Raw genomic sequence first — 22,716 nt, 5'->3', positions numbered from 1 at the left:
GGCCGGGACGGCGGAACGGGCGGAACGCCGGGAGCCCGCGGCCGGGGAGCCGGAGCAGGGGGGCCGGAGCAGAGGGGCGGGCGGGGCCCCCGGGGCGGGTGGTCCGCCGGCGGGAGGTCCGTGCGGCGCTGCGCGGAAGCCGGCCCGGCCCGGAAGTGACCTCGGGGCCCCGGCCGGGTAGAGACGTTAAACCCGCCGGTGCCGGGAGCCGCGCCCGCGCGGGGACGGGCCGGCGCCGGGGCGTCCGGCGTCGCGGTGAGGAGGGGGAAGGGAATGTCGGCCGGAGGCCATACGGCGGGACGCGAGGACCGGGCCGCGCTCGGCACGCTGCTGGAACGGGTGAGCCGCGAAGCGGCCGGGGCCGGGGAGACCGCGGCCTGCGGCACCCTCGCCGCACTCGCCCGCAAGACCCTGGCCGGCGGAGGCGGGCCCGCCGCGCTGGACGAACTGGCCGCCGTCCTCACCCGCCCCGGAGAACCCCTGTGGGCCCGGGAACTGGCCGCCTTCACCCTCGGCTGCCGCGGCGACCGCCGCGCCTTCGAAACCCTCGTCCTGCTGCTCAACCACCGAGACCCCGGCCGCTGCGCCGCCGCCGCCCACGCCCTCGCCCGCCTCGGCGACCCCCGGACCGCCCGGGCCGCCGCGGCACTGGCCACCAACCCGCTGCGCACCGCCTACGCCCTGCACCCGGTGCGGCTGCTGACGGCACTGCGGGCCCCCGAGTCCGTGCCGGCCCTGATCACCACCCTGGAACGGCTGGTCGGCTCTTCCCGGCGCGGCGGGCCGGCCGGGTACGGGCAGATCGCCATGGCCTGCGTCGAAGGACTGGCGGTGCTCGGCGACCGGCGGGCGATCCCCGTGCTGAACGCGGCCCGGGAGCACCCACGGCTCGCACCCGCGGCCTCCGCGGCACTGGGGCGGCTGACCAGGACGGGTCCGGCGGGCAAGCCCTGAGCCCTTCCGCCCGGCGGGAGCCGGACGCCGGGCCCGGACGCCGGGCACGGACGCCCGGCTCAAGGACCGGGCTCACGTGCGGGACTCCAGATCGCGGCGGGTGTCATCGCCGTACACCCCCTCCTCGTCGCCGCGGATGCCGTACCAGAGCTGGAAGCGGGCCACGGCCTCGGTGAGCACGTCGTCGTACTGGCCGTCGGCCCCGCGCTCGGTGTAGACGTTGGGGATCTTCGAGAGCCGGTCCTGGAGGTCGGAGACCGCCGGCCCGCTGTCCCCCGGTTCGAGCACGCCGCCGGCCTCCGGATCCGCCTCGGTGGGGGGCTGCGGTATCGCCGTGGGTTCGGCGGGGGCGCCCGAGGGGGCGGGGGCCGGGGGAGCGGCGGTCCCCGGTGCCGTCCCGGCCCCGCCCTGCGTGAGCAGCAGGACCGCCAGGACCGCCAGGACCGCCGCGCCGCCGCCGGCGGCGAGGAAGCCGGCCGCACGGGAGGGGCCGCGCCGTCCGGCGCTGCTGCGGCGCGGCCGCCGCGCCGCGCCGGACATCGGGGGGAACAGACCGGGCAGGACCCGGGGCGGCATGTCCTCCCGGTCCTCCGGGACACCGCTCGGTGCCGCGGGGCCGCCGGGCCCCTGCGGTTCCGCGCCGGTCCCGGGCAGCGGGGTTCCCGGGAGCTGCTCGGTCGGCGGGTCCTCCGCCGCGCCTGCGGCCGAGGATCCGGAGGGTGCGCCCGCCGGAGGCTCCGGGCGGAAGAGTTCCAGGTCCTCCAGGCGGCTGCTGCGCCGCGAACTGATGACTCTGGTCGGCTCGACCACCCGGCGCCGCCGCTGCCCGAACCCGTCACCGCTGTCCACGCCGGCCTCCCTCGCTCCGTTTCCGCCGCCCGCCACGCCGTCGCCCTGGGGTACGGACACGGGCCCCGGGAGACTCATCCCCGGTCGCGGCTGCGGCCGCGGCCGCAGCCCGGCGGCGTGGCCGGCGCGCGGGGGAGCAGGGGACTGGGGGAGCGGGGAAGCGGTCAGAGGAAGGTGAGCTGGGTGGGACCGGGGGCCGGGGGCGGGGCGGCGGGCCCGGGCTGCCGGATACGGCGGGCGGCGCCGGAGCGGGAGGGGCCGATGCCGTACTCGTCCGCCAGTTCGTGCACCCGCCGGGTGATCCGGCGCTGGTACCAGGTGGGCGCGTAGGCGCCGTTCGCGTACAGCACCTCATAGCGCCGCACCAGGCGGGGGTGGTGCCGGGCGAGCCACTCCGAGAACCATTCGCGGGCGCCGGGCCGCAGATGGAGCACCAGTGGGGTCACCGATCCGGCGCCCGCCGCGGCGATGGCGCGCACGGTCTCCCGCAGCTGCTCCGGGGAGTCGCTGAGGTAGGGGAGGACGGGTGCCATCAGCACGGAGCAGGGGATGCCGTTGGCGGTGAGGGTGCGGCAGACCTCCAGCCGGCGTTCGGGGGAGGGGGTGCCGGGCTCGACGGTCCGCCACAGCTCGCGGTCGGTGAAGCCGACGGAGACGGAGGTGCCGACGTCCGTCACCTCGGCCGCCTGCCGCAGCAGCTCCAGGTCGCGGAGGATCAGCGTGCCCTTGGTGAGGATCGAGAACGGGTTGGCGTGGTCGCGCAGCGCGGTGAGGATGCCGGGCATGAGCCGGTAGCGGCCCTCCGCGCGCTGGTAACAGTCGACATTGGTGCCCATCGCGATGTGTTCGCCCTGCCAGCGCCGGGAGGCGAGCTGACGGCGGAGCAGCTCGGGGGCGTTGACCTTGACGACGATCTGCGAGTCGAAGCCGAGGCCGGTGTCGAGGTCGAGGTAGCTGTGCGTCTTGCGGGCGAAGCAGTAGACGCAGGCGTGGGTGCAGCCGCGGTACGGGTTGAGCGTCCATTCGAACGGCATCCGGGAGGCGCCGGGCACCCGGTTGAGGATCGAGCGGGCCCGGATCTCGTGGAAGGTGATGTCCCGGAACTCGGGGGTGTCGAAGGTCCGTGTGACCGCGTCGGTGCCGAAGAGGGCGGGGGCTCCGGAGGAGTCGTCGTGGCTCAGGCCGTCCCAGCGCATGTGGTCCACGCTCCTTCCGTTCGTACCCGTCCCCTCAATTTAGAACAAGTTTTCGAATGACGCCAGGCGGGGCCGATTTGGGCGTGTCCGCCGCCGGTGGTTGGCTGTGCGGAAGACGACCGGCCGAGCGGGCCGGCGACCGACTGGAGGACGGGCATGGCGCAGGTCGAGGCCACGACGGAGCGGATCATCGCGGCGGCACCCGAGGCGGTGTTCGAGGCGCTCGCGGACTACTCCGGAACCCGCGCCCGGCTGCTGCCCGAGCAGTTCAGCGAGTACGAGGTGCGCGAGGGCGGCCGGGGCGCGGGCACGCTGGTGCACTGGAGGCTGCAGGCCACCAGCAAGCGCGTCCGGGACTGCCTGCTGGAGGTCTCCGAGCCGACCGCCGGGCAGCTGGCCGAGAAGGACCGCAACTCCTCGATGGTGACCACCTGGACGGTGACCCCGGCCGGTGAGGGGAAGTCAACCGTGCGGGTGACCACCGTCTGGAACGGCGCGGGCGGCGTCGGCGGCTTCTTCGAGAGGACCTTCGCGCCCAAGGGGCTCGGCAGGATCTACGACGCCGTACTGGCGCGGCTCGCGGCCGAGGTGGAGAAGTAGCGGCAGGCAGGCAGGCAGGCAGGCAGGCGAGCAGGGCGGAGGGCGGAGGGGCGCAGGCCCGCGGGACCGAAGGGCGGGGGGAAGGGCCGGCCCGGACGGCAGGTGCGCGCACGGAGGCCGTGGGGGCGGGTACAGGTCCGGACCGCCGCGCGATCTCACTCGATCGAGTGAGTTTGCCGGAGCGATGCGGGCGGTTTCGCCGGGGTGGCGCACGTGGCCGCCGGGCGGTCCGCGCCGGGGTGACGGGGAGTTATCCACAGGCCTGGCAGGGCCGTTCGGCACCGCGTACGGTTTCGGGCATGAAGATCCTCATCTCCGCCGATATGGAAGGCGCGACGGGCGTCACCTGGCCCGCCGACGTCCTGCCGGGGCACGACCAGTGGCAGCGCTGCCGCCGGATGTTCACCTCGGACGTCAACGCGGCCGTGGCCGGATTCTTCGACGGCGGAGCGGACGAGGTCCTCGTCAACGAGGCGCACTGGACCATGCGCAACCTCCTCCTGGAGCGGCTCGACGAGCGCGCGGTGATGCTCACCGGCCGGCACAAGGAACTGAGCATGGTGGAGGGTGTGCAGCGGGGAGATGTGGACGGAGTCGCCTTCGTCGGCTACCACACCGGCGCGGGCGCGGAGGGCGTCCTCGCGCACACCTACCTCGCCAACTCCCTCACCGGGGTCTGGCTCAACGGGGTCCGGGCGAGCGAGGGCCTGCTCAACTCGCGTGTGGTGGCGGAGTTCGGCACACCCGTGGTGCTGGTCACCGGCGACGACCGCACCTGCGAGGATGCCCGGGGATACGCCCCCGGGGCCCGCTCCGTGGCCGTCAAGGACTGCGTCTCGCGCTACGCCGCGGTCTGCCGCCCGCCCGCCCGTACGGCCGCGGACATCAGAGCCGCCGCGCACGAGGCGGCCGTGCTCGCGATACGGCACGAACCGGCCCGGGACGCCGGTCCGTTCACCGTCGAGCTGGAATTCGACGCGGAGCATCTGGTGGGCGCGGCGACCGTCGTGCCCGGGGTGGAGCGCACCGGCGAGCGCCGGGCCGCCTACACCAGCGACACCATGTACGAGGGAATCCGCTGCTTCAAGGCGGTCACGACCGTCGTCTCGGCAGCGGTGGAGGAGCAGTATGGCTGACACAGCGGTCCCCGGCACGGCGGCACGGGCCTCCGGCCGGGCGGCGGACGAACCGGCACCTCCCGGCGCGGCGGCCCCGGCCGGTGAGGGGGCGGTGGGGCCTCCGCAGCCGGAGCCGCCGGCCGGTGGGGTGGACGAGCGGGCGCTGGAGGAGGTGGTGGCCTTCACCTCCGACCTGATCCGCATCGACACCACCAACCGCGGGCGCGGCGACGGCTGCGAGCGCCCCGCGGCCGAGTACGTCGCCGAGCGGCTCGCCGAGGCGGGGCTGGAGCCGGTGCTGCTGGAGAAGGCACCGGGCCGGACGAACGTGGTCGCCCGGCTCGCGGGCAGCGACCCGGAGGCGGAGGCGCTGCTGGTCCACGGCCACCTGGACGTGGTGCCCGCGGAGCCCGCCGACTGGACGGTGCACCCCTTCTCCGGCGAGATCCGGGACGGCGTCGTCTGGGGACGGGGCGCCGTCGACATGAAGAACACGGACGCGATGATTCTCGCGCTGGTGCGCTCCTGGGCGCGGACCGGCCACCGCCCGCGCCGCGACCTCGTCCTGGCCTTCACCGCCGACGAGGAGGACAGCGCGGAGTACGGCTCCGGCTTTCTCGCCGGCGCGTACCCGGAGCTGTTCGAGGGCTGCACCGAAGGCGTCGGCGAGTCGGGGGCCTTCACCTTCCACGCCGACTCCGGCCTGCGGCTCTACCCGATCGCGGCGGGTGAGCGCGGCACCGCCTGGCTGGAACTCACCGCGCGCGGCAGGGCCGGACACGGCTCCAAGGTCAACCGCGACAATGCCGTCACCCGGCTGGCCGCGGCCGTCGGCCGCATCGGCGAGCACTCCTGGCCGCTGCGGATCACCCCGACCGTGCGGGCCGCCCTCGGAGAACTCGCCGCGCTCCACGGCATCCCGGCGGACGCGCCCGAACTCGACCTGGACGCCCCGGGGTTCGACCCAGGCCCGCTGCTGGAGCGGCTGGGGCGGGCCGCCGCACTGGTCGAGGCGACCATCCGCAACAGCGCCAACCCGACCATGCTGAGCGCCGGTTACAAGGTCAACGTCATCCCGGGCGGCGCCACCGCCTTCGTGGACGGCCGGATCGTGCCCGGCGGAGAGGAGGAGTTCCGGGAGACCCTCGACCGGCTGACCGGTCCCGGCGTCGACTGGACATTCCACCACCGGGAGATCCCGCTCGGGGCACCGGTCGACTCACCGACCTTCCGCGCCATGAGGGAGGCCGTCGAGCTGTTCGACCCGGGCGGCCGGGCCGTGCCGTACTGCATGTCGGGCGGTACGGACGCCAAGCAGTTCTCCCGGCTCGGGATCACCGGCTACGGTTTCTCGCCGCTGAGGCTGCCCGAGGGCCTGGACTACGCGGCCCTCTTCCACGGGGTCGACGAGCGCGTGCCCGTGGACGCCCTGCACTTCGGTGTCCGGGTCCTGGACCGGTTCCTGCTGCGGAACCCGGGACGGGCGGCCCCGGGCGCCGGTGCCGCGGAATCCTCCGGGCCGGCCGGGGTACCGGGGTGAGCGGCCGCACCGCCCGGGCGGCGGGAGCAGGGCACCGGAAGGCCGCCGTGCCGCCGGCCGGCGGCGGATTCCGCGGCCGGGTGGGTTGAACGACCGCGCCGTGGTGAAGGGGTGAGGCAACAGCGGGGGCGGATGGAGGGAGCGGAGCGGCGGACCGTTCGGAAGGCCCGTGCGCCGGCCCGGGTGTGCGGCCGGCGGACGGGGCGCACCGGAGGTGTTCGCGGGAAGCCGCTCACGGCGGATGAGCGGGCCGGGGCCCCTGGCCGACCGGCGGCTCCGGGCCCGACCGGCCCGGTGAGTTGAGCTGAGGACAGCACGCAGGAGGCGTTGGGAAATGGTGTCCACGGGCCCGTACGGCGCATGGCAGTCACCGATCGATGCCGGACTCGCGGCGGTCCACGGCGGGCGGCCGGAGTATCCCGGCACCGTGGGCGACGAGGTGTGGTGGACCGCGCCCCGTCCGGCCGAGGGCGGCCGCCGCACCCTCGTCCGCCGCCGGCCCGACGGCACCGAGGAAGCGGTCCTCCCCGCCCCGTGGAACGTCCGCAGCCGCGTCATGGAGTACGGCGGCGCGCCCTGGGCCGGAACCGTCCGGCGGCCGGGCGGCCCGCTGATCGTCTTCGTGCACTTCACCGACCAGCGGCTCTACGCCTACGAGCCCGACGCCCCGGGAGCTCCCGCGCCGCGTCCGCTGACCCCGCTCTCGGCGATCGGCGGCGGACTGCGCTGGGCCGACCCCCGGCTGCACCCGGACCGCGGCGAGGTGTGGTGCGTGCTGGAGGAGTACACCGGTGAGGCCCCCGGCGACGTACGGCGCGTCATCGCCGCGGTACCGCTGGACGGCTCGGCGGCGGAGGACCGCGCGGCCGTCCGCGAACTCGGCGGCGACAGCCACCGCTTCGTCACCGGTCCCCGGCTGTCCCCCGACGGGGGCCGCGTGGCCTGGATCGCCTGGAACCATCCGGACATGCCCTGGGACCGCACCGAACTGCGGGTCGCGGAGGTGGCGCCGGACGGCGCCTTCGAACGGGCGCGCACCGTGCTCGGCGGTCCCGCGGAGTCCGTCCCGCAGGCCGAGTGGGCGCCCGACGGGGCGCTGCTCGCCGTCTCCGACCGCAGCGGCTGGTGGAACCTCTACCGCCTCACCGGCCCGGGGATCGGCCCGCCGGCCCCGGACGGCCCCGGGCCCGCCGCGGGCCTCGGGGACAGCGCCGCGGGCTCGCCGGGCGGTGAGGTGACCGTCACCTCCCTCTGCCCGCGCGAGGAGGAGTTCGGCGGCCCGCTGTGGAAGATCGGCAGCTGCTGGTTCGCCCCGCTGCCCACCGGCCTGATCGCCGTGGTGCACGGCGTCGGCGCCGCCTCCCTCGGAGTCCTCGACCCGGAGAGCGGTGACCTCTACGACGCCCCCGGCCCCTGGTCGGAGTGGGACCCGGCCCTGGCCGTGCAGGACACCCGGGTCGTCGGAGTGGCCGCCAGCCCGCGCAGCGCGTACGAGGTCGTGGAGCTGGACACCGCCACCGGACACGCCCGGGTCATCGGTGCGGAGCACCGCGACCCGGTCGATCCCGCCTACTACCCCGAACCGCAGATCCGCACCTTCACCGGCCCCGAGGGCCGGGAGATCCACGCGCACATCTATCCGCCCTACAACCCCGACCACACCGCGCCGGGTGACGAACTCCCGCCCTTCGTCGTGTGGGCGCACGGCGGGCCCACCAGCCGCGCCCCCCTCGTCCTCGACCTGGACATCGCCTACTTCACCTCCCGCGGCTTCGGTGTGGCCGAGGTCAACTACGGCGGCTCCACCGGATACGGCCGGGCGTACCGCGACCGGCTGCGCGGCCAGTGGGGCATCGTCGACGTGGAGGACTGCGCCGCCGTCGCCGAGACCCTCGCCGCCGAGGGCACCGCCGACCGGGCCCGGCTCGCCATCCGCGGCGGCAGCGCCGGCGGCTGGACGGCCGCCGCCTCCCTCGCCGGCACCGGTCTCTACGCCTGCGGCACGCTCATCTACCCGGTGCTCGACCTGGAGAGCTGGGCCGAGGGCGGCACCCACGACTTCGAATCCCACTACCTCGACGGGCTGGTCGGTGCCCTCGCCGAGCACCCCGACCGCTATCGCGTCCGGTCCCCGCTCCGCCGCGCCGGCCGGATCACCGCGCCCTTTCTGATCCTGCAGGGCCTGGACGACGTCATCTGCCCGCCGGCCCAGAGCGAGAGATTCCGGCGGGCCGTCGCGAAGCACGGTGTTCCGCACGCCTGCGTCACCTTCGAGGGCGAGGGCCACGGCTTCCGCCGCAGTGACACCGTCACCCGCGCCCTGGAGGCCGAACTGGCGCTGTACACCCAGGTGTTCAATATCGCGGCACCGGACGTGCCGGCACTGGAACTGCGCTCGGATTGAGCGGCGGGGCCCGGCCCGGGGCCGCCACAGCCGACCGCGCCGGCCGGTACGGTCGGTGAGGCCCGGAAGGAGCGGCCCCGGCAGCTCGGGGCGTCCCCGGGCACGAGCACCGCCGGCCACGGACGTTCCGGACCGGCGGCTGGACGGCAGTGGCGAGGACAGAGCGCGGCCGCGGCGGCCGGGACCGCGCACGGCAGGGGGGAACCGCATGGCACCGCACTCGACGGCGGACGATGTCTCCGGGCGGCACCGGGCCGGCCCGGCACCGCGGCACAGGGGGCGGGAGCCCGGGCGCACCGGGCTCCCGGGGCCGGCCTCCCCCCGCTGGCTGGACCTGGCGGGATGGTCCCCCGGCCGGCCGTGGGCCGCGGCCGGCGGTACCGCGCTGTGGTTCGTGCGCGTACCGGAGCACGCCGCGTACGCGGAGGCGGAGCGCGCCGTGCTCGACGCGGAGGAACGCCGGCGCGCCGACGCCTTCCTGCGCACCGCCGACCGCGACCGCTACCAGGTCGCGCATCTGGCGCTGCGCCGGCTCCTCGGCGGCTATCTGGCCACCGGGCCGGCGTCGGTGGAGCTGACGCGTGAACCGTGCCCCGGGTGCGGGGGACCGCACGGGCGCCCCGCCGTACCGGGGACCCCGCTGCACTTCTCGCTCTCCCACGCCGGGGACCTGGTGCTGCTGGCGTTCGCCTCCGTGCCGGTGGGCGCCGATGTGGAGGAGATCCCGGCGCAGCGGACGGTGGCGCAGGTGACCCCGGCCCTGCACCCGGACGAACGCGCCGAACTGGCCGCGCTGCCCGCTGCCCGGCGTCCCGCCGCCTTCGCCCGCTGCTGGACGCGGAAGGAGGCGTATCTCAAGGGCACCGGCACCGGACTGTCGGAGGATCCGGCGGCGACCTTCGTCGGCGCGGGCCCGTCACCGGCGCGGCTCACCGGGTGGACGCTGAGCGACGTACCCGCCGTCCACGGATACGCCGCAGCCTGCGCGGTCCGCCGGGAGACGCCTCCCGGCGGCTGACCGCCCCTCCCGCCGGGCGGGGCGGGCCGCCGCCGACCTACGATGGCGAGGTGTGCGATGACGCGTACCTTCTGACCGGGCCCCGCGTGGGGCTGCGGCACCTTCTCGAAGAGGACATGGCGGAGTTCACGGCACGGGCACGGGAGAGCGCCGAGTTCCACCACCCCTGGGTCGCCCTTCCGGCCCGGCCCGAGGACTTCACCGCCTACCGGCAGCGCTTCGACGAGCCCGACCGGGAGGGATTCGTCATCTGCGAGCGGAAGACCGGCGACATCGCCGGCGGGGCCGCCGTCAACAACATCGTCCGCGGCGCCTTCCAGTCCGGTGCGCTGGGCTACGGGGCCTTCGTCCACGCCGCCGGGCGCGGACTGATGGCCGAGGGCCTGCGGCTCCTGCTGCGCCACGCCTTCGGCGAACTCGGGCTGCACCGGATCGAGGCGAACGTGCAGCCGGGCAACGAACCGTCGCTGCGGCTCGTGCGCCGGCTCGGCTTCCGCCGGGAAGGGCTCTCCCCGGACTTCCTCTTCATCAACGGCGCCTGGCGCGACCACGAGCGCTGGGCCATCACCACCGAGATGACGCGGAACTGACCCCCGGGCGCACGGCCGGCCGGAAACCCGGGCCGGCCGGATGCTCCGATCCGCCGAGCAAGACCTCCTGCCCCGGCGCATGTCGTGCCAGAGTGAGGACATGCGCCGCACTGTGCTGATCGACGCCCCGTCCAATCTCGGCCTGCGCCCACCGGTCCCCGGTACGGTGCCCGGCTGCTGCAAACTGGCGGGCGCCCTGCGCGAGCAGCGGCTGCTGGAGCGGCTCGGCGCCCACGAGGGCGGGGTGGTGGTGCCGCCCCGCTACGACCGGGGTCCGTGGCGGGACGGGGACGGCGTCTTCAACGCCGCCGCCATCGCCGCGTACACCCCGCGGCTGGCGGACCGCATCGAGCAGCACGTGCGGGCCGGGAACTTCCCCGTGGTCCTCGGCGGTGACTGCAGCATCCAGCTCGGCGCCGCGCTCGCCCTGCGCCGCATCGGCCGCTACGGCGTGGCCGTGCTCGACGGCAGCTCCGACTTCCGCCACCCCGGCAACTCCACCCGGGTCGGGGCGGCCGGCGGCGAGGAACTGGCCCTGTCCACCGGGCGCGGGCAGCCGGACCTGACCGACCTCGAAGGGCTGCGTCCCTACGTGCGGGACGAGGACGTGCGGCTCATCGGCATCCGCGACTACGACGAGGAGCGCGCCGAACTGGACGAGCTGAAGATCCCCGCCGTCAGCGTGGGGGAGGTCCGGCACCGGGGGGCCGGCGAGGTGGCGCACCACTGCCTGGAGAGCCTGGAAGCCCACACCCTGAACGGTTTCTGGGTGCACTTCGACGCGGATGTGCTCGACCCGTCCGTCATGCCCGCCGTGGACAGCCCCGACCCGGACGGCCTCACCGTGGCGGAGGCCCACGACGTGCTGCGGCCCCTGGTGCGCTCCCCGCGCTGCGCCGGGCTCAACGTCACCATCTACGATCCCGATCTCGACCCCGAGGGCACCGGCGCGGAGCTGCTCGCCGGCTTGCTGGAGTCGGTCCTCGCCCAGCCGTGACCGGGCGCACCGGCGCACCGGCGGGCGGGCCCCGCAACGGACGGCCGCCGGCGGCCCCGCCCACGGCAGGTCACCCGCCGGCCCGGCCCGCTCCGGGCCCCGCCCGGACGTCACCGGGAACGCCCGGTGACGTGATCAAGCCCGCGGCCGGGAATTCCCGCCCGCCTCAGCCTCGTTGGAGCCGGTATGAAGGCAGTGACAATCAACTCGTACGGCGAGACGCCGAAGCTCACCGAAGCCCCCGATCCCAAGGTCGGCCCGGACAGCGTGCTGATCCGGGTCAAGGCCGCCGGGGTCAACCCCGTGGACTGGAAGGTCACCGCCGGTTATCTCGACCCGGTCCTGCAGACCAACTTCCCGCTGATCCCCGGCTGGGACGTGGCCGGTGTCGTGGAACGCACCGGACCGGCGATCACCGAGTTCGCCCCGGGCGACGAGGTGATCGGCTACAACCGGCAGGACGTCGCGCAGTTCGGGACCTATGCCGAACTCGTCGCCGCCCCCGTCCGCACCCTGGCCCGCAAGCCCGCCGCCCTCAGCTGGGAGCAGGCGGCCGGGCTCCCGCTGGCCGGGCTCACCGCCTACCAGTCGCTGCGCGCCGCCGGGGCGGGCAAGGGCGACACCGTGCTGGTGCACGCGGCGGCCGGCGGGGTGGGATCGTTCGCGGTGCAGATCGCGGTCGCGCGGGGCGCGCGGGTCATCGGTACCGCCAGTGAGCGCAACCACGACTATCTGCGGTCGCTCGGCGCCGAGCCCGTGACCTACGGCGACAGTCTGGTGGACCGGGTGCGGGAGCTGGCCCCGGAGGGCGTCGACGTGGCGCTCGACTTCGTGGGCGGCGACGCGATCCCGGCCTCCCTGGACCTGGCGACGTCGGCCGCGCGCGTGGTGTCCGTCGTGGACCCGGGGGTCGCCGGGTCCGGCGGCCGCTACGTCTTCGTGCGGCCCGACACGGCCGATCTCACCGCGCTCGGTGAACTGGCCGACGCCGGGAAGCTCACCGTCCATGTGGACCGGGAGCTGCCGCTGGAGCAGGTCGCGGAGGCGTTCCGGCTCAGCCAGGAGGGACGCACCCGCGGCAAGATCGTCCTGACGGTCTGACGTCCCCGTGCCCCGAGCCCGGGGCCGGGTGCCCGAGCGCCCCGCCGCGGCGGCCGGGGTCTCCGGGCCGCCGCGGCACGGGTGTCACCGGGCCCCGGGCACACCGCCGTCGACGTACTCGAAGATCGAGCCGTCCGGGTGGAGGGCCAGCAGATTCCGCCCGGGGGCGGGCAGCGGTCCCGCGAGGATGCGTGCGCCCACCTCGATGAGCGTGCGGTGTGCCTCGTCCACGTCCTTCACCGCGATGGTGGCGGTGACCTTGCGCAGCAGTTCGAGCTCGGCCTCGTCCCCGCTCATCAGCAGAAACGCGCCCACCGCCGCGACGGACACGCCGCCGCGCCGGGAGCGCACCGCCCGTTCGCCGGTCAGCCGCTCGTAGACGCCGACGGCGGCGTCCAGGTCGTCCACGCAGACACGGAGTGAAGTACCCAGGATGTCCATGACCGTTGAGCCTAGTTGACGGCGCGGCAGAGGATCTCGCCGTGCAGGACGGCGAACCAGCCGTCCGGGCTCGCACCCCACTCCCGCCAGGCGGCGGCGATCCGGCGCAGCTCCTCCTCCCCGGCGTGGCCGCCGTCCACCGCGAGACGCGCGTAGGCCGAGTCCACGGTGCGGTCCGCCCACAGGCCGCTCCACCAGGCGCGTTCCTCCTCGGTGGCGTAACACCAGGTGGAGGCGGAGGCCGTGACGCCGGTGAAGCCGGCCCGCCGCGCCCAGGAGAGCAGCCGCCGTCCGGCGTCCGGTTCACCGCCGTTGCCGCGGGCGACCCGGCGGTAGAGGTCCAGCCAGGCGTCGAGGTCCGGGGAGCCCGGATACCAGGTCATGGCCGCGTAGTCGGAGTCGCGGGCGGCGACCACACCGCCGGGCCGGCAGACGCGGCGCATCTCGCGCAGGGCGCCGACCGGGTCGCCGACGTGCTGGAGGACCTGGTGGGCGTGGACGACGTCGAAGGAGCCGTCGGGGAAGGGGAGAGCCGAGACGTCGGCCACGGTGAACCCGACCGTGTCCAGGCCGCGTTCGGCGGCCACCGACCGGGCCCGGCCGAGGATGCCCGGGGCCGCGTCGATCCCGGTGGCCCGGCCGGGGGCGACCAGCCGGGCCAGATCGGCGGTGATGGTGCCGGGCCCGCAGCCGACGTCCAGGACGGTCATGCCGGGGCGGAGTTCGCCCAGCAGATAGGCGGCGGAGTTGGCGGCGGTCCGCCAGGTGTGCGAGCGGAGCACCGACTCGTGGTGGCCGTGGGTGTAGACGGCGGCTCCGGCCTCCGGGCGCCCCGGATTCCCCGGGTGCCGCGGGTCCACCGGGGCTTCGCTCGTTCCGGCCCGCGCGGCCGGTTCGTCTCGTACGTCGGTGCGGTCGGGCATGGCGGCCCCTTCCGGTCGAGGCGTGCGGGGAGCCGCAGTCTAGACCGGCGTCTCGTATAACGAGAACGGCGTCTCATCATGTGGTTGGGTGGTGAAGCGCGGGCCCGGGGCCCGGGGTTGGACGCGCGGAGACGGGGAGGTGCGGAGGCGCGGAGACGGGGAGGCGCGGAGACGCGGAGGCGCGGAGGCGGGGAGGCGGGGAGGCGGCGAGGCGAGGGCGAGAGCCGTGGAGCCGGGGTGCCGGAAGGCCCGGCCGCCGGTGAGCCCTCAGTCCGGGACCGGCCGGTAGACGGTCAGCGCCTCCTCCGCCTTGTCGATGACGAAGGCCGGGGGAGCGGGCGCCACCTCGCCGTCGTACGCCATGTGGGTGCCGGTCGGCACCCCCGAGACCCGCAGCCGGCGCGGACGCGCGGCGGCGTAGACGGGGGACCGGGCCAGCGCCCCCGTGAGCGCCGCGGCGACGAGCCGGGTGCGGGCGAACCGGCCGCCGTGCGCCACCCGGACGTCGAGCAGCCCGTCCGCCAGGTCGTAGCGGCGGACCGGGGCCAGCCCCACGCTGCGGTAGGCGCCATTGCCCGCGAACAGCAGCCACATCGAGCGCGGCACGCCGTTGACCACGGCCCTCACCGGGCGGGAGGTGCGCAGGACGTGCGCCACGCCGAGCAGGGTCGCGGCCGGGCCGCCGATCCGCGGCGACCAGTGCCCGCGCAGCCGCACCAGCTCCGGGTACGAGCCGAGGCTGAACGTGTTGAGGAAGTAGGTGGGTTCGCGCAGCACCCCGGGGCCGTCGCTCGGCGTCAGCCGGCCCACGTCCACCCGGACGGCCTCGCCGCGCGCCACGGCGGCGCAGGCGTCCTGGATCTCCTCCACCCCGAGGTCGGACGCGAAGTGGTTGAAGGTGCCGCCGGGGAGGACGGCGAGCGGCACCCCGTACTGGAGCGCGACCGTCGCGGCCGCGCTGACCGTGCCGTCGCCGCCGATGACGCCGAGCGCGCCGCCCCGTTCGGCGGCGTCGCGCGCCGCGGTGTCCAGCACGCTCGTCAGCGGGGCCCGATCGGGGTCGTGGCGCACGATCTCCGCCTTCGGCAGCGCCGACCGCACCTGCCGTGCCGGGTCCGCCCGGTGGGGCAGGGCGCCGGAGAGCGGGTTGACGACGACGAACAGGCCCTCGCCGGCGGGCAGCGCGGGCGCGTCGGCGCGCGGGCGGGCGGGGGGTGGCAACTGGTGCCGGGAGGGCACCAGGCCCCGGACGGCGTAGGCCGCGCCGGCGCCGAGGGCGGCGCCCGCGACGACATCGCTCGGGTAGTGCACCCCGGTGTAGATCCGGGAGAAGGCGACGGCGGCGGCGACCGGCGCCAGCAGCGTGCCCCACGGCCGGGACTCCAGGGCCACGCCCACGGCGAAGGCCGCGGCGGAGGCCGAGTGCCCGGAGGGGAAGGAGGTGGTGGTCGGCTGCCGCTTGGCGCGGCGGAGGTGCGGCACGGCGTCGATGATCGGGCGGTCTCGGCGCACCGACCGCTTGCCCAGGGTGTTCACGGTGGCCGAGGCGAGCGCCAGCGAGGCCACGCCCCGGGCGGCCGCGCGCCGCCCCCGGGCGCCGCCGAACGCCCACAGCCCGGCGGCCAGGCCGAACCACAGCCGGCCGTGGTTGGCGCTGTGGGTGAGGCGCGGCAGAAACCGGTCCCCGGTGGGCCAGTGGTGTGCGGCCACCCGGGCGAACACGGCCCGGTCGCCTTCGCTGAGCCATCGGTGCCAGTGGCCCCTCGTGTCTTCCGTCATGGAGACACGCATACCCGCTGCCGGGCGCGGCACCGCCTCCGGCGGCGGGGGGAGCGGGGCCGGCGGACGGACGCCCTGCCCGGTGGGGCCGGCGGCGCCGGGTCTCCTGGGACGTGTCTCGGGGACGCGCGAGCGCGGGGTCCCGGGCGCCGGGGCCTGTGCCCGGAACCGGCTTCCCCGGCGTCCCCGGGCACCCCCGTGGTTCAGACCGCCTGGACCGGCCAGGTGTCCGGGGTGGCGCGGCTGATGTCGGCGAGGGCCGAACCCGGATCCCGGGCCAGGGCCAGATCGCCGATGCTCACCATGCCGAGCGGCCTGCCGTCGTCGACGACGGGCAGCCGGCGGACCGCGTTGGCCCGCATCAGCGTCACGGCGGCGTCGACCGATTCGTCCGGCCCGACCGTGACGGGGTGCGGGGTGCAGACGGACAGCGCGCTGACCGTGAGCGGGTCGACGCCCTCGGCCACCGCGCGGAGGGCGATGTCCCGGTCGGTGAGGATGCCGAGGAGCCGGCTGTCCTCCACGACCGCGACATCGCCGATGTCGTGGGTGCGCATCAGCTCCGCGGCCTCGACCAGGGACGCGTCGGGGCGCACCGCGGTCACCGCGGGGGTCATGACATCCCGTACGCGTTCCGCCTGCCCGGGTTCGTGTCCGTCTCCGTGTCCGTCTCCGTGTGCGTGTCGGTGTGCCATGGCTTGTCGCCTCCTCGGGGCGCGGGGCCCGTGGGGCGCTGTTCCGGCCTCACGCCGTCCCCGCGGGCTCCGGTGCGGGAGCGTGTTCGTCGTCCGGCCCGGAGTACCCGCGGGGACGCGGCGTATGCGAGGGCTTGGCGGTGGGCGCTGCCCCGGCGGTGTGCGGCGGCGCGGCGGTGTGCGGGGCCGCGGGTCGCCCGTTCCGCCCCGGGGTCAGGACCGGGGCTTGCGGCCGATGGCCACCATCACGTCCTGCACATTGCGATAGTCCTGGTCGCCGGGGAGATCGCCGACCAGGCCCACCAGGCGGTCGGGGGCGTTGCGTTCGCGCAGCGTGGTCAGCAGCCGGTCGCGCCGGCCGGGGAACGGGGTGCGCCCGAGGTAGCGCGCCAGTTCGGAACGGAGGGCCTCCGCCTCGGCCTCGTCGCCGGCGTCGGCGGACGGGGCGGGACGCAGGGCGGTCGCGGGATCGTCCTCGGCGCCGGGCTCCGGGTCGTGCCACTCCTCCGCCCGGGTGGAGTGGCCGGAGCGGAGCATGCCCTGAAGCTGGTGCTTCATCTCGTCGTCGTGGTGCACGTTGAGCCGGTCGCTGCCTCGCTGCATGTCGTCCTCCCGCTGCTGCTTCGTTCCGCGCTGCTGATCGCCGGCCGCCGGGTCGGGCGGGCGGCCCGCGCGGTGGTTCCGGCGGAAGGGATTGCGGAGGAGGGGGTTCCTGAGGGTCACAGCGATTCCTCCAGACGTTCGCCGCGGGCACTCGGCCAGCGGAGCAGGGCGCCCAGCCCGCCGGACGGCAGATCGCCGTCGACGTCCTCCGGGCGGTGCACGATCAGTGCCTCGGCGCCGCTCGCGGCCGCGGCGCGCAGCAGCGCGTCGTCGGCCCGGACGGCCACCGGCTCGGTGTCGCCGAGATACGGGATGTCGGTGTGCCGCACGGCGATCTGGTCCGGTTCCCGGCCCACCCACACCTCGCGGTGGACGTCGGGCCCGTCGGGGCGGATGACGAGCGAGCCGATGCGGTGCTCGCGGGCCGCCTCGACGAGGGCGGGCACGCCCTCCGCCGCGTCGTGCGGTACATCGCCGGGGACCTGGGCGCGGCGGGAGCGGAACCGGTCCAGAAGCTCCGCCGTGTGCCGCCGGACGTAGGCCTCGCGGGCCTCGTCCACGGCCTCCTCCAGCCGCTCCCGCCGGGCGCCGGCGGCGCGGCCGCCGTACTCGGTCTCGGTGCAGGCGGACTTCAGCGGCTCGGGGAGCCGGTCGTACACGGCACGGCGCTCGCGCACGTCCCCGGCGAGGACCAGCATCCGGGCGCCGGTCTCCTCCCACGTCTCGGCGAGGGCCCGGGCGATCTCCCCGGCGTTGTGCTCCCAGGTGTCCTCCACGGAGAACTCCCAGTGCCGGACGGACCAGTCGGCACCGGACTTGGTGCGGTGGATCGGCCACTGCCGGCCCTCGTGGTGCCCGGCGTTCTCGCGTCCGTAGTCGTCGCGGATCTGGAAGTCCGCGCCCCTGCGGTCGATGTACGCGATCAGGCACCGCGGGTTCTCGCTGCGGTGCTCCAGCAGCGGCCCGAGATGCGGCACCGGCGACCAGCTGACCTCCGACCGGCCTTGCGGGGCCTCGCCGAGCGGCACGTCCAGCACGACTTCCCCACCGGTGGCGAACAGGGCCCGTCCGGGAGCGCCCGTGCGGGGCAGCTCGCTCAGCACCTCCCGCAGCGTGCGGCAGGTGCGCTCGTCGGCGCCCTGCGCGGCCAGTTCGTCACAGGCTTCGCGGGCCGCCAGCTCCTGCTCCTTGAAGGCGTACTGGGACGCGCGGGAGGTGTCGAAGTAGACCGACGCCCAGGGGCCGGGCCGCTCCACGACCGGGTTGAGGAATGCGAGTTCCATTGCTTCCTCCGAACTGTCTGTATCGGTGGTGCGAACCGGGTACCCGATGGATCCACGGCAACACGACCGGCACCGTTCTCCGGGGAACCCCATCGCCCCCGGCAGGGCACGGGGACCGTGGTGTCACCGGTGGCGGGACGGTTGGGCGGCCGGTGACGGAGAAGACGGGGGGAGAAGCCGCGGTACGGCCACGCGGCGCGAGAGAGGGAGAGAGGTGGAGCCATGGCGGACGCGGAGCGGCGGAGAGCCGGGGTCGACCCCGGTGACCTGGACGAGCGGCAGCTGCTGAAGGAACTGGAGTCGGTCCACCGGACCCGGCACGAGACGCTGCTGCACGGCGCACCGGACGCGCTGGACGCACACAACGCGCGGATGGCCGAACTCGAGGGCGAGTACCTGCGGCGCCATCCGCGCCGGCAGGTGTCGCCGTCCCGCACCCGGGAGGGGGCGCGGGCCCGCGAGCGCTGAGCCGTCCCCCGGATCCGCCCGTCCGCCGCGGTGTTTGGCGGGTGCGGGCCGGGGGACCCGGTCCACGGCCGGAGTGGCCGTGAGTGGGGAGCGGAAGGGCTCGGACCCGGGACTTCAGGGATCCCGGGTCCGAGCCCCGCCCCGCCCCGGAACGAGCCGGTTCCGGGGCCGACCAGCATAAAGTCCGGTTTGGCCTGATTGGGAATGGTCACTCGCCTCCAAGGCCCGTGACGTTCGTCACAGAGCGTGACAGTTCCCCAGGGAAGGACCAGGGCCATGGCGGTATTCGCCGTACTCATACCGATGGCCATGCTCGGCCTCGTTCTGGCACTGGGCCGCTACGAGGAACTCATGTTCGTGAGGGAGGAAGACACCAGTGACCACGACCGTGAACCGACGGCCGGCCGGGCGCGACACCGGCGAACCGTCGGCCGGCGACCTCGTCAAGCAGGCCGCCGAGCAACTGTCCGACCTGGTACGCGGTGAGATGCGGCTCGCCCAGGCGGAGCTGGCCCGCAAGGGCCGGCGGGCCGGCCTCGGGGGCGGGCTGTTCGGCGGGGCGGGCATCGTGGCCTTCGTGGCGTTCCAGGCGCTGGTGGTGGCGGGGATCGCCGCGCTCGCCCTGGTCCTGCCCCTGTGGGCCGCCGCCCTGATCGGGGCGGCGGCGCTCCTCGCCGTCGCCGGGGTGCTGGCGGCGCTCGGCCGCAAGCAGACCCGGGAAGCGGCGCCCCTTGTGCCCGAGGAGGCGATCCGCGGGATGCGGACCGACGCCGAACGGATCAAGGAGAGGGCGCACCGATGACGAGCACTCCCGAGGAACTGCGACACGAGGTGATCCAGGCGCGGGAGCGGCTCGGCGACACGGTGGAGCAGCTCGCGGCCCGCGCGGACGTGAAATCCCGCGCCCGGGCCCGGGCCGCCGGGATTCAGGAGGACATGCGCCAACAGGCCGGACAGGCGGCGGAACGGCTGGGCGGTCCGCCGCTCGCCGCCGTCGCGGGCGGCGTCGCGCTGCTCCTCGTCCTGATGGCGATACGCGGCAGGCGCGCGGAGAAGGGCAAGGGCTGAACGTGAGCACGGTGTACAAGATTCTGAGCGCGCTCTTCGGCATCCTCGGCGGCGTCATCGCCGGTGCCCTCTTCAAGCAGCTCTGGAAGCGGGTCTCCGACAAGGACGAGGCCCCCGAGCCCACCGATCCCGACTACACCTGGGGGCAGATCCTGCCGCCCGCCATCGTCAAGGGCGCCATCGTGGGCGGTGTCCGCGCCGTGGTGGAGCGGAGCGGCGCCAACGGCGTCCGCCGGGTGACGGGGAGCTGGCCGACGGACGACTGACACCGGCGGTACCGGGACGGCGGGCGCGCGGCGGCGGTGCCGCGGCCTTCCGGCCCGTCGCTCCCCCGGGCACCCGCAGCCGCCCCGGCCCTCCCGGCCGGGGCGTTCCCGTCCCCCGGGGTCCCGGACGCCCGGCCGTCCCGGAACCGCCCCGAGCCGTCGCGGACGCATGGGCGCCCGACGCGGTCACCACCCCTCTCACCAGCGGTTTCGTCGCAGACGGGCCGAGTGCGAACGGCCCCGTGAGGCGGCCGCCGCCGCCTCCGGTCGCGGACCCGGCGGACCTGGTGGAGCATGGAAGTGAACCTGTTCCAGCGGGCTCCCGCCGCTGCCGGAAGGGCTCGAAGGCCATGTGTTTGCGGCCCGGGCCCGGGGGCAAGCGACAACCGTGCTTCGGACCGTAGGCACGCCCGTGGGACCAGCTCTGTCTGCGGCCCCGAGCGCGCCTCGGCCCCGTATGTCGTGCCTGCTCCCGCGGTGAACCAAGTCCGACCGTCCTGGGAGCGATTTCCTCATGACGACCGTACGCGCTCACGCTCATACCAAGCGGCCTCGCTCGAGGCACCCGCACGACGACGCACCCGACACCACCGAAGACTTCCGCAAACTGTCCCGCATGCCGGACGGCCCGGAGAAGGAGGCCCTGCGCCAGCGGGTGGTCAGCGCCTGGATACCCATGGCCGAACGCCTCGCCCGGCAGTTCCGCAACCGGGGCGAGTCCATCGAGGACCTGCAGCAGGTCGCCGCGCTCGGCCTCGTCAAAGCCGTGATGCGGTACGACCCCGACCGCGGGACCGCCTTCGAGAGCTTCGCCGTGCCCACGGTGGTGGGCGAGGTCAAGCGGCACTTCCGCGACCACATGTGGGGCCTGCACGTACCCCGCCGGGTGCAGGAACTCCGCAACCGGGTCCGCGTCGCCTACCGCGAACTGTCCACGACCCTCGACGGACGCGGCCCCAGCATCCGCGAGGTCGCCGAGCACACCGGGATGTCCGAGGAGGACGTGCTGCTCGGCATGGAGGCGCTCGACAGCTTCACCCCGCTGTCGCTGGACGCGGAACTCCCCGGCTCCGAGGACGGCTACGCGCTCGTCGACACCCTGGGCAAGCCGGAACCGGGCTTCGACCGCATCGTGGACCGGGAGGCGATCAAGCCCAAGCTCAGCCGGCTTCCCGAACGCGAGCGGCAGATCCTCTACATGCGGTTCTTCTGCGACATGACCCAGAGCCGGATCGCGGAGCAGCTCGGCATCTCCCAGATGCACGTCTCCCGGCTGATCAGCCGGACCTGCGCCACGCTCTGCGACCAGGTGATGGCCGACGCGAACTGAGCCGCCCGGCGGTTCCGTCCCGCGCGGCCGCCCCGCCTCCGGTGCTCCCGGAACCAGCGGGGCGGCGGGAGGCCTCGCGGGCCCGCTGCCGGACCCGGCGTCATGCCGGGGCGGCCGGAGCCGTGGGGGCGGGCGGCCCCGGCGGTGCGGAGGCCGCCCGACCGGCGCAGGTGCCGCCCCGCGCGGGCGTGCGGCCCAGGGCCAGGGACAGATGCCGGGCCATCCGGTGCACCGCCCCCGCCTCGGCCATCCCGAAGGCGCGCCTCCCGCCCGTGCGGAAAAGCGTCAGGGCGCCGGACGCGGGGGCACCGGTGTCACCCCGGTGCGGCCGCGCCGGCTCCTCGCAGGGCGGCGGGCACAGCGGTACGCAGAGGAGCGAGGTGACCCGCGCCGACACCAGTACCGCGGCGCCCGACGCGTCCCGCCCGAAGGCCTCCTGGTCCTCCGGGCGCACCCGCAGCGCCGGCACCCGGTCGCGCACGGCGTCCATCACCAGCGGGCAGTCCGCCGGGTCCTGCCCGGCCGGCCCCGCGCCGGGCTCCGGCCGCGGCTCCGGGCCCAGCACCACCATCCGGCGCAGCGGGCCGGAACCGCCGCCGGCGTCCGGGGGCGGGGCGAGGTCGGCGATCACCCAGTCCGCGAACCGTCCGTGCAGCAGCCGGGCCGCCCGGCTCAGCAGCTCCTCCGGTGAGCCCGGGGGCGTGGTGAGCAGCTCGGCGGCCATGTCGTCGACCAGGTCCAGCAGTTCCGCCTGCTGGGACACCTCGGCGAGGTCGGGGCGGGGAAGCCGCCGCGACGCGGGGAACGGAGCGGGACCGGCCCGCCCCGCCGCGCGCCGGGGGGCCGGCCACGGCTCCCGCTCCGTCTCTCCGGCGGTCACGGGCTGGAAGACGGCCAGCACGGCCGGCTGCCGCTCCTCCGGCGGCCGCAGGGCGGTGAGGGTGGCGCGCAGGGCGGTCCGTCCGCCGCCGGCCGGGCCGGGCCCCGGCAGCCGCCGGACCAGCAGGCTGCGGCTGCCCTCGCCGCGCGCCACGGCGGCCGCCTGGGAGCGGAACGCCGCCCGTGTGTCGTGCGCCAGGGCGCCGGTCAGCGCACGGCCGGTGGCGTACCCGGCGCGCAGGGAGAACAGTTCGCAGGCGGCGGGGTTGAGCCGCCGGACGACGGTGGCGCGGTCCATGAGCACCACCGGCAGCGGCAGGCGCTGGAAGAGACCGCGCAGCAGCCGCAGCTCCGGATCCTCCCGGACGGTGCCGTTGTGCCCCGGCGCCGCCGAGAGTCTCTCGAAGCGCGGCCACAGGACGTCCACCACATGCTGGAGTTCGAACAAAGCGGTGTCCAGGGCCGGTCCCCGCTGTTCGGGGGGTAGCGACCGCGCGGACTGCAACTCCGCGATCCGGCTGCGGAAATCGGCCAACTCGGCACCGAAACCGATCGACTCGCCCATGCAGCCCACCGTAACCGCATCCGCCCGACGGGGGTCCGCGCCACCGGAG

At 75.5% G+C, this 22,716-nt stretch carries 23 protein-coding genes; 14 read left to right on the top strand and 9 right to left on the bottom strand.

All coding sequences use genetic code 11. The features are described from left to right. The first annotated feature begins 273 nt into the window (after positions 1–273). Positions 274–954: a HEAT repeat domain-containing protein gene (locus KBZ10_RS22075; protein ID WP_210989418.1), complete on the top strand. Its 681-nt coding sequence runs from the start codon at positions 274–276 to the stop codon at positions 952–954. 72 nt (positions 955–1,026) lie between these two features. Here the strand turns inward: KBZ10_RS22075 and KBZ10_RS22070 are convergent, their stop codons facing one another. Both KBZ10_RS22070 and KBZ10_RS22065 read right to left on the bottom strand, forming a co-directional pair. Then, positions 1,027–1,863 carry a peptidoglycan-binding protein gene (locus KBZ10_RS22070; protein ID WP_307847554.1) on the bottom strand — a complete coding sequence of 279 codons (837 nt, stop codon included), beginning with the start codon at positions 1,861–1,863 and terminating at the stop codon, positions 1,027–1,029. Positions 1,864–1,967: 104 nt separating this feature from the next. Beyond that, positions 1,968–2,999: an Rv2578c family radical SAM protein gene (locus KBZ10_RS22065; RefSeq protein ID WP_210989417.1), complete on the bottom strand. Its 1,032-nt coding sequence runs from the start codon at positions 2,997–2,999 to the stop codon at positions 1,968–1,970. 156 nt (positions 3,000–3,155) lie between these two features. Between KBZ10_RS22065 and KBZ10_RS22060 the strand changes: the two genes are divergently transcribed. The 8 genes from KBZ10_RS22060 (at position 3,156) to KBZ10_RS22025 (ending at position 12,367) form a co-directional block, all read left to right on the top strand. Continuing rightward, on the top strand, positions 3,156–3,599 hold the full coding sequence (locus KBZ10_RS22060) for an SRPBCC family protein (RefSeq protein ID WP_210989416.1): 444 nt from the start codon (positions 3,156–3,158) through the stop codon (positions 3,597–3,599). 299 nt (positions 3,600–3,898) lie between these two features. Beyond that, positions 3,899–4,735 (top strand): M55 family metallopeptidase, encoded by an 837-nt coding sequence (locus KBZ10_RS22055; RefSeq protein WP_210989415.1) that lies wholly within the window; start codon positions 3,899–3,901, stop codon positions 4,733–4,735. Continuing rightward, a complete protein-coding gene (locus KBZ10_RS22050) occupies positions 4,728–6,257 on the top strand; it encodes a M20/M25/M40 family metallo-hydrolase (RefSeq protein ID WP_210989414.1) in 1,530 nt (509 codons plus the stop codon). Before KBZ10_RS22055 ends, KBZ10_RS22050 begins: the two co-directional genes overlap by 8 nt. Before the next feature lie 334 nt (positions 6,258–6,591). After that, positions 6,592–8,661, top strand: a complete 2,070-nt coding sequence (locus tag KBZ10_RS22045) for a prolyl oligopeptidase family serine peptidase (protein ID WP_210989413.1) — start codon at positions 6,592–6,594, stop codon at positions 8,659–8,661. Positions 8,662–8,869: 208 nt separating this feature from the next. After that, the gene (locus tag KBZ10_RS22040; protein WP_210989412.1) at positions 8,870–9,679 is read left to right on the top strand and encodes a 4'-phosphopantetheinyl transferase superfamily protein; all 810 of its coding nucleotides are present in this window, start codon (positions 8,870–8,872) and stop codon (positions 9,677–9,679) included. 50 nt (positions 9,680–9,729) lie between these two features. Next, a complete protein-coding gene (locus KBZ10_RS22035) occupies positions 9,730–10,269 on the top strand; it encodes a GNAT family N-acetyltransferase (RefSeq protein WP_210989411.1) in 540 nt (179 codons plus the stop codon). 100 nt (positions 10,270–10,369) lie between these two features. Continuing rightward, positions 10,370–11,266, top strand: coding sequence for an arginase family protein (locus KBZ10_RS22030; protein ID WP_210989410.1), 897 nt, complete (start codon positions 10,370–10,372; stop codon positions 11,264–11,266). Between the two features lie 186 nt (positions 11,267–11,452). Then, positions 11,453–12,367 (top strand): NADP-dependent oxidoreductase, encoded by a 915-nt coding sequence (locus KBZ10_RS22025; RefSeq protein WP_210989409.1) that lies wholly within the window; start codon positions 11,453–11,455, stop codon positions 12,365–12,367. An 84-nt stretch (positions 12,368–12,451) separates the two neighbouring features. Here KBZ10_RS22025 and KBZ10_RS22020 read toward each other — a convergent pair whose 3' ends face one another. From KBZ10_RS22020 to KBZ10_RS21995, 6 genes are all read right to left on the bottom strand, one after another. Further along, entirely contained in the window at positions 12,452–12,808 is a 357-nt protein-coding gene (locus KBZ10_RS22020; protein WP_210989408.1) for a VOC family protein, read from the bottom strand. Positions 12,809–12,819: 11 nt separating this feature from the next. Continuing rightward, positions 12,820–13,731, bottom strand: a complete 912-nt coding sequence (locus KBZ10_RS22015; RefSeq protein WP_210989407.1) for a methyltransferase domain-containing protein — start codon at positions 13,729–13,731, stop codon at positions 12,820–12,822. A gap of 267 nt (positions 13,732–13,998) precedes the next feature. Next, positions 13,999–15,510, bottom strand: coding sequence for a bifunctional phosphatase PAP2/diacylglycerol kinase family protein (locus KBZ10_RS22010; protein ID WP_210989406.1), 1,512 nt, complete (start codon positions 15,508–15,510; stop codon positions 13,999–14,001). Positions 15,511–15,713: 203 nt separating this feature from the next. Continuing rightward, positions 15,714–16,205, bottom strand: coding sequence for a CBS domain-containing protein (locus KBZ10_RS22005; RefSeq protein WP_210989405.1), 492 nt, complete (start codon positions 16,203–16,205; stop codon positions 15,714–15,716). Positions 16,206–16,418: 213 nt separating this feature from the next. Next, positions 16,419–16,928, bottom strand: coding sequence for a DUF2795 domain-containing protein (locus tag KBZ10_RS22000; RefSeq protein ID WP_307847553.1), 510 nt, complete (start codon positions 16,926–16,928; stop codon positions 16,419–16,421). Further along, positions 16,925–18,091: a Vms1/Ankzf1 family peptidyl-tRNA hydrolase gene (locus tag KBZ10_RS21995; RefSeq protein WP_210989404.1), complete on the bottom strand. Its 1,167-nt coding sequence runs from the start codon at positions 18,089–18,091 to the stop codon at positions 16,925–16,927. Before KBZ10_RS21995 ends, KBZ10_RS22000 begins: the two co-directional genes overlap by 4 nt. 222 nt (positions 18,092–18,313) lie before the next feature. Between KBZ10_RS21995 and KBZ10_RS21990 the strand changes: the two genes are divergently transcribed. From KBZ10_RS21990 to KBZ10_RS21970, 5 genes are all read left to right on the top strand, one after another. Next, complete coding sequence (locus KBZ10_RS21990; protein ID WP_210989403.1) at positions 18,314–18,559, top strand: DUF6158 family protein; 246 nt, start codon at positions 18,314–18,316, stop codon at positions 18,557–18,559. Between the two features lie 376 nt (positions 18,560–18,935). Further along, on the top strand, positions 18,936–19,361 hold the full coding sequence (locus KBZ10_RS21985; RefSeq protein ID WP_210989402.1) for a phage holin family protein: 426 nt from the start codon (positions 18,936–18,938) through the stop codon (positions 19,359–19,361). Then, positions 19,358–19,627 (top strand): DUF3618 domain-containing protein, encoded by a 270-nt coding sequence (locus tag KBZ10_RS21980; protein WP_210989401.1) that lies wholly within the window; start codon positions 19,358–19,360, stop codon positions 19,625–19,627. Before KBZ10_RS21985 ends, KBZ10_RS21980 begins: the two co-directional genes overlap by 4 nt. Before the next feature lie 2 nt (positions 19,628–19,629). Further along, entirely contained in the window at positions 19,630–19,893 is a 264-nt protein-coding gene (locus KBZ10_RS21975; RefSeq protein WP_307847552.1) for a DUF4235 domain-containing protein, read from the top strand. Between the two features lie 514 nt (positions 19,894–20,407). Then, on the top strand, positions 20,408–21,223 hold the full coding sequence (locus KBZ10_RS21970; RefSeq protein WP_210989400.1) for a SigB/SigF/SigG family RNA polymerase sigma factor: 816 nt from the start codon (positions 20,408–20,410) through the stop codon (positions 21,221–21,223). A gap of 100 nt (positions 21,224–21,323) precedes the next feature. Here the strand turns inward: KBZ10_RS21970 and KBZ10_RS21965 are convergent, their stop codons facing one another. Then, positions 21,324–22,667 (bottom strand): PAS domain-containing protein, encoded by a 1,344-nt coding sequence (locus KBZ10_RS21965; RefSeq protein ID WP_210989399.1) that lies wholly within the window; start codon positions 22,665–22,667, stop codon positions 21,324–21,326. Between the last annotated feature and the right edge of the window lie 49 nt (positions 22,668–22,716).

The organism is Streptomyces sp. F63, from assembly GCF_018070345.1.
Lineage (GTDB): Bacteria > Actinomycetota > Actinomycetes > Streptomycetales > Streptomycetaceae > Streptomyces.
The sequence above is the reverse complement of the archived record's forward strand: the minus strand, read 5'-3'. Positions and strand labels throughout refer to the sequence as shown.

Bases quoted from the DNA above. Each gene is read 5' to 3' on its own strand.
- KBZ10_RS22075 (WP_210989418.1), top strand. From the start codon at position 274: ATGTCGGCCGGAGGCCATACGGCGGGACGCGAGGACCGGGCCGCGCTC.
- KBZ10_RS22065 (WP_210989417.1), bottom strand. From the start codon at position 2,999: ATGCGCTGGGACGGCCTGAGCCACGACGACTCCTCCGGAGCCCCCGCC.
- KBZ10_RS22060 (WP_210989416.1), top strand. From the start codon at position 3,156: ATGGCGCAGGTCGAGGCCACGACGGAGCGGATCATCGCGGCGGCACCC.
- KBZ10_RS22055 (WP_210989415.1), top strand. From the start codon at position 3,899: ATGAAGATCCTCATCTCCGCCGATATGGAAGGCGCGACGGGCGTCACC.
- KBZ10_RS22050 (WP_210989414.1), top strand. From the start codon at position 4,728: ATGGCTGACACAGCGGTCCCCGGCACGGCGGCACGGGCCTCCGGCCGG.
- KBZ10_RS22045 (WP_210989413.1), top strand. From the start codon at position 6,592: ATGGTGTCCACGGGCCCGTACGGCGCATGGCAGTCACCGATCGATGCC.
- KBZ10_RS22040 (WP_210989412.1), top strand. From the start codon at position 8,870: ATGGCACCGCACTCGACGGCGGACGATGTCTCCGGGCGGCACCGGGCC.
- KBZ10_RS22030 (WP_210989410.1), top strand. From the start codon at position 10,370: ATGCGCCGCACTGTGCTGATCGACGCCCCGTCCAATCTCGGCCTGCGC.
- KBZ10_RS22025 (WP_210989409.1), top strand. From the start codon at position 11,453: ATGAAGGCAGTGACAATCAACTCGTACGGCGAGACGCCGAAGCTCACC.
- KBZ10_RS22020 (WP_210989408.1), bottom strand. From the start codon at position 12,808: ATGGACATCCTGGGTACTTCACTCCGTGTCTGCGTGGACGACCTGGAC.
- KBZ10_RS22015 (WP_210989407.1), bottom strand. From the start codon at position 13,731: ATGCCCGACCGCACCGACGTACGAGACGAACCGGCCGCGCGGGCCGGA.
- KBZ10_RS22010 (WP_210989406.1), bottom strand. From the start codon at position 15,510: ATGACGGAAGACACGAGGGGCCACTGGCACCGATGGCTCAGCGAAGGC.
- KBZ10_RS22005 (WP_210989405.1), bottom strand. From the start codon at position 16,205: ATGGCACACCGACACGCACACGGAGACGGACACGGAGACGGACACGAA.
- KBZ10_RS21995 (WP_210989404.1), bottom strand. From the start codon at position 18,091: ATGGAACTCGCATTCCTCAACCCGGTCGTGGAGCGGCCCGGCCCCTGG.
- KBZ10_RS21990 (WP_210989403.1), top strand. From the start codon at position 18,314: ATGGCGGACGCGGAGCGGCGGAGAGCCGGGGTCGACCCCGGTGACCTG.
- KBZ10_RS21980 (WP_210989401.1), top strand. From the start codon at position 19,358: ATGACGAGCACTCCCGAGGAACTGCGACACGAGGTGATCCAGGCGCGG.
- KBZ10_RS21970 (WP_210989400.1), top strand. From the start codon at position 20,408: ATGACGACCGTACGCGCTCACGCTCATACCAAGCGGCCTCGCTCGAGG.
- KBZ10_RS21965 (WP_210989399.1), bottom strand. From the start codon at position 22,667: ATGGGCGAGTCGATCGGTTTCGGTGCCGAGTTGGCCGATTTCCGCAGC.